Source organism: Brachybacterium sp. NPDC056505 (assembly GCF_042794925.1).
GTDB classification, from domain to species: domain Bacteria; phylum Actinomycetota; class Actinomycetes; order Actinomycetales; family Dermabacteraceae; genus Brachybacterium; species Brachybacterium kimchii.
The window spans coordinates 1-14,932 of record NZ_JBHTSV010000019.1 but is presented as its reverse complement, the minus strand read 5'-3'; the positions used below and the strand labels follow the sequence as shown (position 1 = coordinate 14,932).

The window sequence follows — 14,932 nt, the reverse complement described above, 5'->3', positions numbered from 1 at the left end:
CTGGAAGCACTTCCTCTGCACCCGCTCCTATCGCTGCGTCCGCGACCGCGCGTCGAGATGGAAGGCCAGGAACAGCAGCGCCGCCACGACGACCAGCAGCGGGATCCACAGGGGCGCATGGATGCTCTCGATGACGAGCGAGGACAGCAGCGTCAGGCCGATGACGCCCAGGAAGATCATCCGCGAGGCGACGGGCGTGGGAGCCGTGCCGGTGCGCGGCAGGTCGGAGCGTCGGATCGCGATCCCGTACAGCAGCACGCCCGCCGCGAGCAGCGCGAACATCACCAGCAGCCGCGCCAGGCCGTTCGAGATCAGCCACGGGGCGTAGGGCATGAGCACGCCGCCCGCCATCAGCAGCGAGGAGAGCACCTGTCCGGGCCAGAGCGACCGGCCGGGTGCCTCGCTACTCGCTGTTGTCGTGCTTGCCGCGGGCTTCCGAGGGCTCGCGTCCTTCCTCCCTGTGCTCATGCCGCACCTCCTGCCGGGTCGCCGCTGCCTGCGTGTTCGTCGTCGCCCAAGTTTTCGCCCCCGCCCTCTTCGTCGCCCACGAGCTCGGCGAACCGGGCGAGGTCCACGTTCCCACCCGAGAGGATCACGCCCACACGGGGCGGTCTGCCGAGGTCACCGGCCAGATCCTGTGCCTGCGCGACGGCGGCGGCGAGTCCCAGGCAGCCCGTCGGCTCCACCACGGTCTTCATCCGCGCCGCGAGGAACCGCATCTGGGCGACGAGCTCGGCGTCGCTCGCGGTGAGGATGCCGCTCGCGCGCTCGCGGATGATCGCGAAGGTCGTGTCGCCGACGCGCGTGGTCTGCGCGCCGTCGGCGATGGTCCGCGGCACGTCGATGGACACCGGCTCGCCCGCCTCGAGGGAGCGGCGCACGTCGTCCCCGGCCTCCGGCTCCACGCCGAACACGCGGCAGGCGGGGGAGAGGTCCCCCGCGGCCAGCAGACTGCCCGAGAGCAGACCCCCGCCTCCGCAGGGCACGAACAGCAGGTCCAGCTCGCCCACGTCCTCGAGGAGCTCGAGAGCCGCGGTGCCCTGGCCGGCGATGATCGACGGATGGTCGAAGGGCGGGATGACCTCCGCGCCCTGCTCGCGGGCGATGCTGCGCGCGATCGCGGTGCGGTCCTCGCGGTAGCGGTCGTAGAGGACCACCTCGGCGCCGTAGCCGCGGGTCGCGGCGAGCTTCGCGGCCGGGGAGTCCTCCGGCATGACGATGGTGGCGCGGCATCCCTGCTCACGCGCCGCGAGCGCGACCGCCTGCGCATGGTTGCCGGAGGAGAACGCGACCACGGGCGTCCCGGGGGCGAGGGCGCTCAGCGCCGTGAAGGCGCCGCGGAACTTGAACGCCCCCACGCGCTGCAGGTTCTCCGCCTTCAGCAGCATCTCGCAGCCGGTCAGCGCGTCGAGCGCGCGCGAGGTGAGCACGGGCGTGCGATGGGCGACGCCGTCCAGGAGGCGCGCGGCCTCGCGCACGTCGGCGATCGTGGGTGCGCTCACGCGGTTCCTTCTTCCTGCTGGGGGTCCCGTCCGACTCTATGCGGCGGACGGGACCGGCCGTCGGACCCCTGCGTACGGTGGGGCCATGGCGACACCGACCACCGGCCCCTTCGGCGACCTCCCCACCGCGCCCTACGACCCACCCGTGCCGCCGCACGCCGCCGGGACGGACGTGGTCCAGCGCAGCGTCCGCGACTTCCCCGAGACGGGCCCGGCCGTGGGCTTCGCCGTCGCCGGCACGGTGCTGCACGACTCCGAGGACCTCATCGTGATGATGACCGTCCCCGGCTCGGAGATGGCGGGGCGCGGCGGCCCCCGCTCGGGCCCGAACAGCCGGCTCGTCGCGCCGGGGGACTGGGACGGCTCCTACGAGCTGTCCGCGTGGCGCGGCAGCACGGTGGTGCGCGCGCACCGGCCGGGCGAGCCCTGGTCGATCTGGCGCTGGCACGACGGCACGGACTGGACGCCCCGCTGGTACGGGAACCTCGAGGCGCCCTGGCGGCGCACCCCGCTCGGCTACGACATGCAGGACTGGGCGCTCGACGTGGTCGCCGAGGGCGATCCCGCGACCGACGACTGGCGCGTCGCGATGAAGGACGAGGACGAGCTGGCATGGTTCGTGGACAACGGCACCGCGACCCCCGAGATCGCCGAGCGCATCACCGAGGTGGGGGCGACGGTGCGGGGCATCTTCGAGCGGCGTGAGGGTCTGGTCGGCGCCGACTGGGGCGCCTTCGTCCCTCCGGCCGACGCGGGACTCGTGACGTTTCCGGAGGGCTGGCAGGAGCTGCGGCCATGAGGCCGCTGCGATCGCCGCTGCCGCTGCCGCCGCAGGTACGACGACGAGAGGGGAGAGCGCCATGGACCAGCGCACGCGGCTGAGCATCCTCCTGGGGTTCCTCGCCGTGCTCGTCCTCGCGATCGTGATCGGGGTCGAGAGTCTCACTGCGGGCACGCTGGTCGGCGTGCTCGGCTGCCTCGTGGTGCTCTCGATCGGCTGGTGGTCGGGCAGGCGCGGACGCCACATCGCGTGGGCCGAGGCGTCGGAGCGGATCGCCCCGGGCCGCGCCCTGGTGCTGTGGAAGCCCGGCTGCGTCTACTGCGAGCGTCTGCTGCTGAGTCTGGGTCGCGACCCGCGCGTGACCTGGGTGAACGTGTGGCAGGACGAGCAGGCGAACGCACGTGTGCGCGAGCTGAACGGCGGCGACGAGCTCACGCCCACGGTGATCATCGGCGACCAGGTGCTGCGCAATCCCACGGCCGACAAGATCCGCGCGCTGCTCTGATCAGGGTCGATGGGGCCGTCGGGCCGATCCGATCCGCAGCGGACGTGCCCGCTCGGCGCGGCGAACCGCTCAGCGCGGGGAGGCGGGTGCGGGGCCGTCGACGTCCTGCGGGCCCGTCGCAGTGGGCTGGACGAAGTGCCCCTCCCGGGCGCGCTGCAGCGACGCGACGTCGTCGAAGCGCAGCAGCGCGGTGAAGCCGAGGAAGACGACGAGCATGGCGAGGATCCCCCATGCGGTGAATCCGAGGCTCTCCGCGAGGAGCACGAGCACCACCAGCGGGACCGCCGCGATCGCACTCACCGCGACGACCCTGCCGCTGCGGGTCACGCGCCCTCCGAGATGACGGCGCCGGACGAGCCCTCCGAGGAAGAGCCCTCCGTACATGAGGACGGCATAGACCAGCCACGGCCACCAGCTCGTCGTGACGGTGGTGAGCACCATCATCACCGCGAGGGCGCCGCAGAGCATCACGGCCTGGATCAGCGTGAGCGCCAGAGGGATGGGCCGAGACGTGCTCCGCTCGGCCGATGCGCCCGTGGAATCCTGCGCCGTGCGCGCTGTCCGGACGCCTTCGGGTGTCGGTGTCGTCGGCGTCGCCGGCATCGTGCTCCCCCTCGATCGCCGCGCCCTGTTCCCCGTCGTGCGGGCCCTGCGCGGCGGACCGGACCCGCTCCTCGACCGTACGGAACCGTGGAGGACGCGGCAACCGTTCGGGTGCTCAGGGCGTGCGCACGGCCCCGAAGATCAGGGTGCGGCGAAGCCCGAGCGCACCCCGAGCACGCGCAGACCCGTGTTCTCGCCATCATCCTCTCCCTCCGTGCACCTCACATCGGGCCGCGGCAGACCCGATCGTGTGCGGAACGCACCTGTCGACTGAAGGAGGAAGGTGATGAGGCCTCAACCATCCGCGGTGACCTGGCAGAAGACCTCTGCCACCAGCGTGGCCCCGGCTCCCGGGCATCAAGGACGAGTGCGCGTGATTCTCATGGAGCTGACAATGAAGCAACGGCTAAGCGACTACGAGAAGAACGCCCTCGCCTGCAAAGACACCGACTATGCCGACAAGTTCAGCATCCTCGACGAACTCGTCGACCGCACCGGTCGACTCGAGCCACTGTCGATCGCGAAGAGGCCGGCCATTCACCGGACCCGCGCCCCAACGGTTCTGGAGACACCGGTGAGCGCCGCGGAGACTCTCCTAGGCACCGATGATTCGTCCCCGGCAGTTGTGCAAGGAGGGTTCAGGAGCGGGTCGTTCGAGGTGCACGGAGGTCGGCCGTCGTGAGGGGCGGGCGGTGTCGGACCGGTCGGACGGCCGACGTCGAGCGGGTCGATGGCGGAGCTGTTCCTCGGACAAGCGCGGGTGCACGGTGCCGAGACCTGGCCGTGAGCCACCGGGAGCAAGACCGCTGGCGCCGAGGTCGGCGTCGGTGGAGAGGTCGACCGGGCGTTGTCGTGCCCGGTGCTGACCGGTGGCCCACGCGGCCAGCGTCACCGAGGCCCAGCCGATGCCCATACCGAAGATGTCGTCGAGGATGTAGTGCCACCCGAAGTAGATGGTGGCGACCGTCGTCACGCCGAAGAAGATCCAGGCGGTCACTCGGAGGGGTGCCTTCTGGTTCGTGCGCCTCATGAACAGCGCTGCGGCGAAGGTGACGGAGACGTGGAGCGACGCGAACGCGGCGACACCCTGGATGGAGTCGCTGCCGACAGGGTCGCTGAGGTAGTCGAGGCGCGTGGCGAAGAGGGAGTCCTGGAGCTGGCTGACTCCGGTGTCGGGCAGTGTCCGGTAGGCCTCGGGATCGCTGAACGCCGGGCCGACCGACGGCAGGATGTAATAGCTGACGGTGCCGAGAACCCAATTGAGACACAGGGTCGTGGCATACCAGGCGCCGGTGGAAGGCGTGCGACTGAGCACGAGGAACGCGCCGAGGCTGATCGGGACGAGCGGAAGATAGGCCAGGTAGGCGACCGAGAGGAAGTTCGCAGCGATGTCGGTCCCGAGCAGATGGTGCAGCATCACTGCCGGGTTGTGGCCCTCGGTGAGCGAGGAGTCGATGTGGAGCAGCTGCCGGTCGAAGAGAGTGCCGCGACGGTACACCGGCAGCATGCTCTTGAGGTTGCGGTAGGCGACATAGCAGACATAGAAGCTCAGCAGTCCCGTGCCGATGCACAGCAGACGGTGAACGTTCCATTCCTTCTTGGCGACGTCGACGATTGCGGCGGGAAGGCGCCGCACCCCGCTTCGTCTCGCCGCCTCCAGGATGAGCCCGCCGCCGATGAACCCGAGAGCCAGCAGAGGCAGGCGGATGTACGAGGGACCGAGAAAGCCGTCGGGGTCCCGCAGAGGGAGGCCGAGGTAGAGGGACGAGACCACGGCGGCTGCTCCGATGAGCAGAGAGAGCGCCACGGCGAACGTGTAGGGCCAACGTCGCATTCGGGTCATCGGGATATTCTCGTGACCATTTTTAACGTTGCCTCGGATTTCTCTTGGTTCCCGCTGACCGTATGACCGGGCGTCGGCGGCGTCCCGGTCAGGAGGCCGACGCTCTCAACGGAGCCTGGCCCGGGCGAGCCGCGTCAGCTGAGCAGGCGGGCCACGACCGCCCCGGCGTCGCGCAGCACCGTGTCCATGTCATCGCGCACACGTGCGCAGTGGAGCGCACGACTCATGGGCTGCGGACAGCGCCGAAGATCAGGGTGCGGCGCAGGGCGAAGCCGAGCTTCTCGTAGGCGGCGATCGCACCGGTGTTCTCGGCGCCCGTGTGCAGCAGGGCGCGGTCTCCGCGCTGCTGGATGGCGTGGGCGACGTCGAGCACGAGGCGCGAGGCGAGTCCCTGTCGGCGCTGGTCGGCGTCCACGGCCACGGCGCTGATCTCGGTCCAGCCGTCGGGGTGCAGGCGCTCCCCGGCCATGGCCACCAGTCGCCCCTCGCGCCGGATGCCCACGTAGCGCCCCAGCTCATGGGTGCGCGGCAGGAACGGGCCGGGCTGGTTGCGCTCGACGAGGGCGAGCATCTCCGGTGCGTCGTCGGCCCCGAGCACGACCGCTTCCTCATCGGGGCGGGTCCGCAGAGCGGGGGTCTGGGTGAGCTGCACGCCGTCGATGCGGTGCTCCCAGCTCCAGCCCTCGGGCAGCGTCGGATCCGCGTGGGAGACGCTGACCACGGCGTCGTGCCCGAACACGTCGAGGATCGCGGCCCACACGCCCGGGTCCTCCCAGTCCTTCACGCCGACGAAGGGTGAGACGTCCCGTGGGTATCGCAGCACCAGGTCGTTGCCGATCGCGAAGTGCGCGTGCGCGCCGGTGAGCGCGGACCAGGCGGGGGAGTCCAGCACGGAGTCGTCCGTGGCGGCGGAGGCGGTGTCGGCGAGCGTGACCATCGGCGGGGCGATCTCCAGAAGCAGGTGGGGGACGGGCCTTCACGGTAGATCCGCGAGGGCGGGAGGCGACAGGCCCTCCGCGCGGGTGTGACGAAGGGAGAACGCGTGCGGCGGGCGCGCGGGACGGGCGGACTTCCGGGCCCGTGCCCCTCCCGCCTCCGCATCCTCGCCGCTAGGCTCGTGGCACGCCCGGATCACCGCCGACCGGGAACGCCGATCGCAGCCCTTCGGAGGGACGCCATGGACTTCAGCGACACCATCATCGTCGGGTACGACGGCTCTGATCAGTCGGCCATGGCCCTGCGCTGGGCAGCGCGGCTGGCGAAGTCCGGGAAGAAGCCTCTCGCGATCATCCACGCCTGGATCTTCCCGCTGGTCACCAAGGATCTGGGGCCGGTGAAGGGCGTCTCCGGCTCCGGCCACCGCAACGTCGCCGAGCAGCTGCTGAGGGAGGCCGCGGGCATCGCCGAGGAGACCGCGCCCGGCGTGGAGGTGCGCACGGAGCTGATCACCGGCAACCCCCGCGCGGTCCTCGAGACGGCCTCGCAGACCGCTCTGCTGATGGTCGTCGGCAACCGCGGCCTCGGCGGCTTCCTCGGCATGCTGCTGGGCTCCGTGAGCCTCGGCCTGATCACCCACGCCGGCTGCCCCGTGATCGTGGTGCGCGAGGCCGAGGCGCCGCACGGGCCCGTCCTCGTCGGCGTCGACGGGTCGGAGGCGAGCCTCGAGGCGGTCGACACCGGCGTCCGCCTCGCCCGTGCCCTCGGCGAGGGCCTCACCCTGCTGCACGTGCGCGGCACGGTCGACGGACACGTCGTCGAGGGCGACGGCGCCGAGCGGATCCTCGACGAGGCGACCGCCCGAGCGCATGCGTCGGCACCCGATCTGGCCGTCACCGCCCAGGTCGAGGAGGGGAGCAGCGTGCCCGACGGGCTCCTGCGCGCCTCGGCCGAGGTCGGCATGCTCGTGCTCGGCTACCAGGGCCGCCACGGCCGCCTCTTCGGGTCCACGGCGCACGCGGTCGTCCATCACGCGCAGTGCACGACCGTGATCTGCCGCCACGAGTTCCGCGGCGAGTCGGAGCCCACGTCCCAGCCGTCGTCGGAGCAGTCGGCCTGAGAGGTCCGCGCGGCCGCTGCGCCGCTCACTTCTGCTGTGCGGCGACCTGGGCGGCGACGGCTCGCGCCCGCTCCACCTGCACGCGCTTGTCCCATCGCAGCTCGAGGAACAGGCCGACGGCGACCGCGGCGACGAGACCCCAGCGCACGGGCGCGGGGGCCGTCAGCGGCGTCGCCGTCACGGCGAGCACGATCACCAGCAGGGTGAGACCGCCGATCACCAGTTGACGCATCGATCGCTCCAGCCCGGAGCCTGCGCGGAGCATCCGCGTGAAGCCGTCGATGAGCACGAGCGCAATCACCAGCGCGCCGCACGCGACGGTGCGCGCGAGCAGGCCCAGGGGGAACAGGTCGAGCATGGTCGCCGCGGCGCCGCCGCCCAGCAGCGCCTCCGCGAGTGTCCATCCCCAGGGCACGGGACGCGGATGGGGGACGACGGGGCTGTACTCGGAAGACATGGCGCACCTCCTGCGCGAGGTCTCCCCTCCAGCGTACGCGCGGGGTGGACGGCGCTCCGGGGCATCGCCAGGGGGCACTCCCTCCTTGTGGTGCTCCCGGACCTCCCCTAAGGTCAGACATCAGACGTCCCCTGGTGGGTCCCAGCGAGCTGACTGCCCGCGCCGCCGGCGGACAGGAACGAAGGAGCTCCCATGACGTCTTCTCCTCGCACTGACGGACCTCATCGCCGCACCGTGCTCGGCGCCAGTGCCGGCACCCTCCTCTCTCTCCTCGCCGTCCCCACGGCCGCTCACGCAGCGCCCACGGGCGCGGGCCACGGCCACGGTGGCGGCCACGGCCACGGCCACGGCCACGGCCACGGTCACGACGGCAGCACCGGCGGTCGCCTCCTCACGAAGTCCCTCGCCGCCGGAGGCGACGGGGAGTTCCCGAACTACCGGATCACCGCGCTCGTGCAGCTCGAGAACGGTGGCGTCCTCGCCTCCTACGACGGCCGCCCCACCGGCATCGACGCCCCCGGCCCCAACTCGATCCTCCAGCGCCGATCGCGCGACGGCGGACGCACCTGGCAGGAGCAGACGGTCATCGAGCAGGGCCACGACGGCGAGGACAAGATCGGGTTCTCCGACCCCAGCTACGTCTACGACCGCATCACCGGCACCCTGTTCAACTTCCACGTCTTCTCCAAGGACGCCGGCTTCTTCGACAGCGGGTACGGGAACGACGACGCCGACCGCGCGGTCCTCAGCTCCACCGTCTCGGTCTCGAAGGACGACGGGCGCACCTGGACCTCACGGCGCCTGACCGAGGTCACCAAGCCCGACGACGTCCGCGGCATGTTCGCCACCAGCGGCGCCGGCATCCAGATCACCCGCGGGAAGCATCGCGGACGCCTCGTCCAGCAGTACATCGGGCAGTGGCGCGACGAATCGTTCCGCGCCTACTCCGTGTTCTCCGACGATCACGGCGAGACCTGGCGGATGGGGGAGCCGACGGGCGTCGACATGGACGAGAACAAGGTCGTCGAGCTCAGCGACGGCACGCTCATGCTGAATTCCCGCGTCCACAGCGGAGCCGCGGCGCGCTACGTCGCCCACTCCCACGACGGCGGGGAGACCTGGTCCGAGCCCGTCCTCGACGCGACGCTCACGGACCCGCACAACAACGCCTCGATCATCGCTATGAATCCGGGGGCGCCGGCGGGCTCGAGCGCCGCGAAGGAGCTGCTGTTCTCGAACTCGGACAGCGCGACCGCGCGTGTCGACGGCACCGTGCGCTATTCCTACGACGACGGCGAGACCTGGCCGGTGAAGAAGACCTACCAGGCGGGGGACCACGCGTACTCGCAGCTCGCGGCGCTCGGGGACGGCACCTTCGGCGTGCTCTTCGAGGGCGAGGGGGCGAACACGATCGTCTTCGGCCGCTTCGACCGCGGCTGGCTGAACCCCTTCCGCCTGCACGTCCCCGACACCTCCGCGACGGTCGCGGCGGGCGGCGACGTCGAGGTCACCGTGACGCTGCGCAACGACGAGAAGCGCGCACTGCCCGCCTCCCGCGTCACGGCGGACCTGCCCGACGGATGGAGCGCCGAGAGCGTGCACGTGCCGGCCCTGTCTCCGGGCCGCAGCCGCACCGTCCGCCTGCGCGTCACCGCGCCGGCCGATGCCGAGCCCGCGACCGTGACCGGCGACGTGACGATCAGCGCGGGGGCCTTCTCGCTGCGCGGGGACCTGGAGCTCACCGTCCGGGCCTGAGCATCCGGCCGTCGGCCCGACGGGGAGCGTCGCACCTGCGGCGCTCCCCGTCGTCGTCCTCCGACTCGTTGGACACTCCCGCACCGCCTGCGGCATGCTGTACCTGAAACCGTCGGTATCAGGAATCAGCGCCTCGATGACGTACGGCGCCTCGACGACGAGCACACCCCGAAAGGCTGGCCATGGCCCCCACCACCGCGAACTCCGGCAGCGCCTCCGCGTACACCGAGCACGTCACCCGCGTCCTCGTCGAGGACCGCGAGCACGAGGGGATCGGCACTCTCGCCGTCCTCACCTTCGCCCCGCCGGAGGGCGAGACCCGCCCCGCGACGCTCGGACCGCAGTCGCTCGAGAACGTCGAGGCCGCCCTCACGGAGGCTCTCGCGCGCGCCGAGGCCGGCGAGATCCAGGCCATCGCGCTCACCGGCACGGACAGAGTCTTCCTCGCCGGCGCCGATCTCTCGATGTTCGCCGATCCCGCCGGTCGCGAGGCCATCGACCCCATGACCCGCCGCGCCCACGACCTGCAGGTCCGTATGCGCAGCGCCGCGGTCCCCGTCCTCGCCCACCTCAACGGCGCGGCCCTCGGCGGCGGCCTCGAGGTCGCGCTCATGGCCGACGTCCGCACCGCAGGCCCCGAGGTCCGTGGCCTCGGCCTGCCCGAGACGAGCCTCGGGATCCTGCCCGGATGGGGCGGCACCACCCTCCTGCAGTCCGTTATCGACCCGGCCGACGCCGTCCGCGTGATCCTCGAGGACCCCGCCCGCGACAAGCAGCTCAGCGCCTCCGCCGCCCACGAGCTCGGCATCGTCGAGGCGCTCGTCGAGGATCTCGACGCGGCCCTCGACCATCTCGCCGGCCGCATCGCCGACGGCGGCATCGACCCGTCGGCCCGCCCCGACCCGATCCCCGCCGCGGGATCCGAGCGCGCCCGCTCGCTGCTCGACGCGCTGGACGCCCCGCACAGCCCCGCCGAGACCCGTCGCGAATGGGCCGCGCGCATGGAGGCCGCGGGCGCGCCCTCGCTGAAGCGCACCCTCGGCATCCTCGAGGCCCTGCCCGGATCGAGCCTCGAGCAGTCCCTGGCCGCGGAGCGCGAGGCCATCGTCGGCCTCGCCGACTCCGATGCCGCCGCCGGGTCGCTGTACGCGGCCGAGCTGCTGCGCCGCGGCAAGCCCGGACGCCGCCCGGTCGAGGGCGCCCGCGAGATCCGCCGCGTGGGCGTGGCCGGAGCGGGCCTCATGGCCTCCCAGATCGCCGCGCAGCTCGCCCTCGGCCTGCAGGTGCCCGTCACCCTGCGCGACCTCGACGAGGACATCGCCCAGAAGGGCCTCGCGCACGCCCGCGACGTGATCGCCCAGGCAGCCTCCCGCGGGAAGCTCGACGAGCAGTCCGCCCGCGCCGTCTCCGAGCTGCTGAGCGCGACCGCCGATGTCGCCGACCTCGCCGACTGCGACCTCGTGCTCGAGGCCGTGCCCGAGGTCCTCGCGGTCAAGAAGAGCGTGCTGGGAGAGCTCGAGGGCGTCCTCGACCCGTCGGCCCTGCTGGTCACGAACACCTCCTCGCTGTCGGTGGCCGCGATGAGCAAGGACCTCGCCCATCCCGAGCGCGTCGTCGGCCTGCACTTCTTCAACCCCGTCGCGAAGATGCCGCTCGTCGAGGTCGTGCGCACCGAGCGCACCGACCCCGCGGTCCTCGCGACCGGTCACGAGGTCGTGCGCCGCTGCGGCAAGTTCGCCGTCGAGAGCGCCGACGCCCCCGGGTTCATCGTCAACCGCCTGCTGTTCCGCGTGCTCAGCGAGGTGCTGCGCTCGGCCGACCAGGGCGCCGACCTCGCCGCCGTCGACGCCTCCCTGGACCCCTTCGGCCTGCCGATGCGGCCCTTCGAGCTGCTCGACCTCGTGGGCATCGGCGTCGCCGACCACGTCGGCAAGGTCCTCGGCGAGCAGCTGGGCACCGAGCGCTTCCCGATCTCCACGGGCCTCACGCGGCTCCTGGAGTCCGGCGAGGCGGGCACGGTGCGCGACCGCTCGCAGGTCCATCCTCAGGTCTCCGACGCGCTGCGGGCAGCCTTCTCCGACGGGACCTCGGAGGGCGGCTCGGCCGCCGTCGGCGATGCCCTCCTGGACCGCGTCCTGCGCGGGCTCGCCGAGGAGAGCGGGCTGATGCTCGAGGAGGGCGTCGTGGAGCGTCCCGAGCAGATCGACCTGGCGCTGATCCTCGGCGCGGGCTACCCGCGCCACCGCGGCGGGCTCACCCCGTACCTCGACCAGACCGGCGTGAGCCGCGAGGTCGTGGGCGCACCCTTCCACGGGGACCGCTTCACCCGCTGAGGGCACCCGGCCGCCGCCGGCCGTTCCGGGAGCTGGCGGTCCCGGGAGTCGATGACGCTCGGCGCCGCTCCGCACGGGGCGGCGCCGAGCGGCGTATCGGGCTCCCGCCCCTGTGTGCGCTGGGGCACAATGGCCTCTCAGAGTGCCGTGGACCTCGTCGGCACAGGTGCTGAGAGGAGGGGCGGGGCCGTACGGCGCCGCGCGACACGATGACGCAACCACCGCAGAATCCCGGTCAGAACGGATGGGGCTCCGCCCCGCAGGGCGACGGCTCGGCCGACGGCGCCGCGGGCCCGCCCGACGGGCATCAGGGCTATGGACAGGACTTCGGCTCGGCCGACGGCGCGTACGGCTCGGCGAATACCGGCTACGGCGGCCAGGGCACGGGCTATGGCGAACCGAACTCCGGCTACGACGCTCAGAACTCGGGCTACGCCGGCCAGGGCTCGCACTATGGCGACCAGGGCACCGGCTACGGCGCCCAGAACTCCGGCTTTGGCGGCTACGGCTCGGCGAACCCCGACTACGGCGCGGCAGGCGGAGGATATCCGGCGCCGCCCACGAGCCCCGGCTCGTCGGCCTCCGCGAATCCCTACGGCGCGACCACGGGCGCCTCGAGCGCGCCCGCATACGGCGGGGGCGGCGACGGCTTCTCGAGCATCCAGCAGCAGGGAAGCGGAAGCGGCTCGAAGAAGTGGTGGTTCATCGGGTGCGGCGGCTGCGCGATCCTCGCGCTGCTCGCCGTCATCGCGATCATCGCGGTGTTCGCGCTGGCGGGCGGCGACGATCCGGAGCCGACGTCGGGCCCCGCCACGCAGGAGCAGACGACCGAGCCCGAGGAGACCACCGCCTCCGAGGAGCCCAGCGAGTCCGACGAGCCCAGCGAGGACGCGACCGCGTCCGACGAGGCCGGCGGCTCCTCCTCCGAGCGCGGCACTCGCACCGACCCCCTGCCCGCGGGCAGCACGGTCACGGTGGAGGCGATCGACGGCGGGCAGGTCGACGTGAAGCTCGGGAAGGCGAACTTCGACGCCGACGAGGCTATCGCGAAGGCCGACCAGTACAACGAGAAGGCGCCGAACGGCCAGAAGTACATCCTGGTCCCCGTGACGATCACGTACCACGGCGACGGCAGCGCGGCCGCGAACTTCGACGCCGCCGTCTCCTACGTGAGCGCGGACGGCAAGGGGTACGAGTACACGTACGCCACGACCGAGCACGACTACCTCGACGCCGAACAGATCTACGACGGTGCCTCGGTCACGTACGACATGCCGTTCCTGGTCCCCGATTCCGACAAGGGAGACGGCACCTTCAAGGTGTCCGGACTCGTCGACTTCGACACCGATCCGGCGTTCGTCGCCGGGAAGTGACGTCGGGGCGCGGGGTGGTCCGCGCGGTGTCTGCTCAGCCCGCGCGGACGCCCTCGGCCCATGCGGCCAGGCGCCGTCCGGCCTCCTCGAGCGTCGCGCGGTCCTTGCAGAACGCGAGCCGCGCCCAGCTGCGCCAGTCCCCGGCCTCGCCCTCGGGCAGGAACGCACTGACGGGGATCGCGGCCACGCCCGCCTCGGCGGGCAGACGGTCGCAGAGCTCGGCGGCGTCGTGCGCTCCCAGCGGCGCGAGATCGGCCAGCACGAAGTAGCCGGACTCCGCGACGACGAGGGGCAGCCCGATCCGATCGAGCGCCGTGAGCAGCAGGTCGCGGCGCTCACGCAGGTCCTCGGCGATCGCCGCGAAGTCCTCGTCGGCCATGGCGAGGCCGCGCGCGACCGCTCCCTGGAAGGGCGTGCCCGAGGCGTACGTGAGCCACTGCTTGACGCCGGTGACCGCCTCGAGGATCGGTGCCGGCGCCGTCACCCAGCCGATCTTCCAGCCCGTCACGGACAGCGTCTTGCCGGCCGAGCCCACGGAGATCGTGCGCTCCCGGGCGCCGGGCAGGGACGCGACGGGCACGTGCTCGCCCTCGAAGACGAGGTGCTCGTAGACCTCGTCGGTGAGCACGAACGCGTCGTGCTCCGCGGCGGCGTCGACGACGACCTGCAGCGTCCGGGCGTCCAGCACCATGCCCGTGGGATTGTGCGGGGAGTTCACGAGCACCACGCGCGTGCGGTCGGTGATCGCCGCCCGCAGCTCCTCCGGGTCCACGTGCAGGCGCGCCCGCGCCCCGTCGGCCTCGTCCGCCCCGGCGTCCTCGACGGTCTCGCGGCGGATCTGCACGGTGCGGTGCACGCCGCCCGCCAGGGCGATCACGGCCGCATAGGCGTCGTAGAACGGGGCGAGCGTGAGCACCTCGTCGCCCGGGCGCACGAGCGCGAGGAGCGACGCGGCGAGCGCCTCGGTCGCGCCCGCCGTCACGAGCACCTCGCTCGTCGGATCCCAGCGCAGCCCGTAGAAGCGCTCCTGGTGGGCGGCGATCGCCTCCCGCAGGGCGGGAACCCCGGCGCCCGGCGGGTACTGGTTCAGCCCCTCCCGGATCGCCGCCACCGCGAACTCGGCGACGACCTCCGGGGGATCGGTGTCGGGGAAGCCCTGGCCCAGGTTCATCGCGCCGTGCGCCGCGGCGAGAGCCGACATGTGCGCGAAGATCGTCGGCCGCACCTCGCCGTCGCGCAGCAGGCCGGCGGCGCTCACCGCGCGGGACCACGGGCCCTCGGGCGCCGGCGCGGGCGCCGGTGCTGACGAGGGCGCGGGCCGGGGAGCTCCAGCGGGCTCCGGCGCGGATCGGCGGGCGGGGGAGAGGTGATCGGACATGGTGCGAGTCTCGCAGGGTCGCGGCCGACGGGGGCTGGGTCGTCGCGGGCTGGACCGGGAGCGGCGCCGGCGGTCCTCGCGAAGGGCCGGGACGACCAGGAGGATCGCGGACGCGCGCGCCGACGAGCGCCCGGACGCGCCCCGTCGGACGTCCCGCGGGCCGTACTCAAAAGTTATGAACGTGGGGTGACCTGCGGCATCACCCGCGCAGTGGTCTGCGCCACTGGTGGATCGCCCATCCGGAAACCTATAGTTCCCAGTCGTACAGGCACGGCCTGGTACCAGACGCCTCGGGTGGGGGTCCGAGGTGTCGTTGTGCAGCGGCCCGCGCCGACGTGTGTCGGCC

General features: G+C 72.4%; 13 protein-coding genes. 6 read left to right on the top strand and 7 right to left on the bottom strand.

Features of this window, described 5'->3' with window-relative positions; translation table 11 throughout:
- Positions 1 to 27 precede the first annotated feature (27 nt).
- Positions 28 to 468, bottom strand: a complete 441-nt coding sequence (locus ACFQ53_RS10910; RefSeq protein ID WP_377859423.1) for a hypothetical protein — start codon at positions 466 to 468, stop codon at positions 28 to 30.
- The gene (locus ACFQ53_RS10905) at positions 465 to 1,502 is read right to left on the bottom strand and encodes a threo-3-hydroxy-L-aspartate ammonia-lyase (protein ID WP_377859420.1); all 1,038 of its coding nucleotides are present in this window, start codon (positions 1,500 to 1,502) and stop codon (positions 465 to 467) included. The genes ACFQ53_RS10910 and ACFQ53_RS10905 overlap by 4 nt, the downstream gene beginning before the upstream one ends.
- An 85-nt stretch (positions 1,503 to 1,587) precedes the next feature.
- Between ACFQ53_RS10905 and ACFQ53_RS10900 the strand changes: the two genes are divergently transcribed.
- On the top strand, positions 1,588 to 2,301 hold the full coding sequence (locus tag ACFQ53_RS10900) for a DUF402 domain-containing protein (RefSeq protein WP_377859417.1): 714 nt from the start codon (positions 1,588 to 1,590) through the stop codon (positions 2,299 to 2,301).
- Between the two features lie 61 nt (positions 2,302 to 2,362).
- On the top strand, positions 2,363 to 2,788 hold the full coding sequence (locus tag ACFQ53_RS10895; protein ID WP_377859414.1) for a glutaredoxin family protein: 426 nt from the start codon (positions 2,363 to 2,365) through the stop codon (positions 2,786 to 2,788).
- 69 nt (positions 2,789 to 2,857) lie between these two features.
- On the opposite strand, the gene ACFQ53_RS10890 is transcribed toward ACFQ53_RS10895, so the two are convergent.
- The 3 genes from ACFQ53_RS10890 to ACFQ53_RS10880 form a co-directional block, all read right to left on the bottom strand.
- Positions 2,858 to 3,256, bottom strand: a complete 399-nt coding sequence (locus tag ACFQ53_RS10890) for a hypothetical protein (protein ID WP_377859411.1) — start codon at positions 3,254 to 3,256, stop codon at positions 2,858 to 2,860.
- A 730-nt stretch (positions 3,257 to 3,986) separates the two neighbouring features.
- Positions 3,987 to 5,165: a phosphatase PAP2 family protein gene (locus ACFQ53_RS10885; RefSeq protein ID WP_377859408.1), complete on the bottom strand. Its 1,179-nt coding sequence runs from the start codon at positions 5,163 to 5,165 to the stop codon at positions 3,987 to 3,989.
- 292 nt (positions 5,166 to 5,457) lie between these two features.
- On the bottom strand, positions 5,458 to 6,171 hold the full coding sequence (locus ACFQ53_RS10880; protein WP_377859405.1) for a GNAT family N-acetyltransferase: 714 nt from the start codon (positions 6,169 to 6,171) through the stop codon (positions 5,458 to 5,460).
- Between the two features lie 240 nt (positions 6,172 to 6,411).
- On the opposite strand from ACFQ53_RS10880, the gene ACFQ53_RS10875 reads away from it, so the two are divergent.
- A complete protein-coding gene (locus ACFQ53_RS10875; RefSeq protein WP_377859402.1) occupies positions 6,412 to 7,290 on the top strand; it encodes a universal stress protein in 879 nt (292 codons plus the stop codon).
- A gap of 25 nt (positions 7,291 to 7,315) precedes the next feature.
- Here ACFQ53_RS10875 and ACFQ53_RS10870 read toward each other — a convergent pair whose 3' ends face one another.
- A complete protein-coding gene (locus ACFQ53_RS10870) occupies positions 7,316 to 7,747 on the bottom strand; it encodes a hypothetical protein (protein ID WP_377859399.1) in 432 nt (143 codons plus the stop codon).
- 192 nt (positions 7,748 to 7,939) lie between these two features.
- On the opposite strand from ACFQ53_RS10870, the gene ACFQ53_RS10865 reads away from it, so the two are divergent.
- The 3 genes from ACFQ53_RS10865 to ACFQ53_RS10855 all read left to right on the top strand — a co-directional run bounded on the left by ACFQ53_RS10865 (position 7,940) and on the right by ACFQ53_RS10855 (position 13,208).
- Entirely contained in the window at positions 7,940 to 9,502 is a 1,563-nt protein-coding gene (locus tag ACFQ53_RS10865; protein ID WP_377859396.1) for an exo-alpha-sialidase, read from the top strand.
- A 182-nt stretch (positions 9,503 to 9,684) separates the two neighbouring features.
- A complete protein-coding gene (locus ACFQ53_RS10860; protein WP_377859393.1) occupies positions 9,685 to 11,835 on the top strand; it encodes a 3-hydroxyacyl-CoA dehydrogenase NAD-binding domain-containing protein in 2,151 nt (716 codons plus the stop codon).
- 209 nt (positions 11,836 to 12,044) lie between these two features.
- Entirely contained in the window at positions 12,045 to 13,208 is a 1,164-nt protein-coding gene (locus ACFQ53_RS10855; protein WP_377859390.1) for a hypothetical protein, read from the top strand.
- 34 nt (positions 13,209 to 13,242) lie between these two features.
- On the opposite strand, the gene ACFQ53_RS10850 is transcribed toward ACFQ53_RS10855, so the two are convergent.
- Complete coding sequence (locus ACFQ53_RS10850; RefSeq protein ID WP_377859388.1) at positions 13,243 to 14,586, bottom strand: aminotransferase class I/II-fold pyridoxal phosphate-dependent enzyme; 1,344 nt, start codon at positions 14,584 to 14,586, stop codon at positions 13,243 to 13,245.
- Positions 14,587 to 14,932: the final 346 nt, after the last annotated feature.

Excerpts from the sequence above, each read along its gene's own strand:
- ACFQ53_RS10910 (WP_377859423.1), bottom strand. The coding sequence starts at position 468 with ATGAGCACAGGGAGGAAGGACGCGAGCCCTCGGAAGCCCGCGGCAAGC.
- ACFQ53_RS10900 (WP_377859417.1), top strand. The coding sequence starts at position 1,588 with ATGGCGACACCGACCACCGGCCCCTTCGGCGACCTCCCCACCGCGCCC.
- ACFQ53_RS10895 (WP_377859414.1), top strand. The coding sequence starts at position 2,363 with ATGGACCAGCGCACGCGGCTGAGCATCCTCCTGGGGTTCCTCGCCGTG.
- ACFQ53_RS10890 (WP_377859411.1), bottom strand. The coding sequence starts at position 3,256 with ATGCTCTGCGGCGCCCTCGCGGTGATGATGGTGCTCACCACCGTCACG.
- ACFQ53_RS10880 (WP_377859405.1), bottom strand. The coding sequence starts at position 6,171 with ATGGTCACGCTCGCCGACACCGCCTCCGCCGCCACGGACGACTCCGTG.
- ACFQ53_RS10875 (WP_377859402.1), top strand. The coding sequence starts at position 6,412 with ATGGACTTCAGCGACACCATCATCGTCGGGTACGACGGCTCTGATCAG.
- ACFQ53_RS10870 (WP_377859399.1), bottom strand. The coding sequence starts at position 7,747 with ATGTCTTCCGAGTACAGCCCCGTCGTCCCCCATCCGCGTCCCGTGCCC.
- ACFQ53_RS10865 (WP_377859396.1), top strand. The coding sequence starts at position 7,940 with ATGACGTCTTCTCCTCGCACTGACGGACCTCATCGCCGCACCGTGCTC.
- ACFQ53_RS10860 (WP_377859393.1), top strand. The coding sequence starts at position 9,685 with ATGGCCCCCACCACCGCGAACTCCGGCAGCGCCTCCGCGTACACCGAG.
- ACFQ53_RS10855 (WP_377859390.1), top strand. The coding sequence starts at position 12,045 with ATGACGCAACCACCGCAGAATCCCGGTCAGAACGGATGGGGCTCCGCC.
- ACFQ53_RS10850 (WP_377859388.1), bottom strand. The coding sequence starts at position 14,586 with ATGTCCGATCACCTCTCCCCCGCCCGCCGATCCGCGCCGGAGCCCGCT.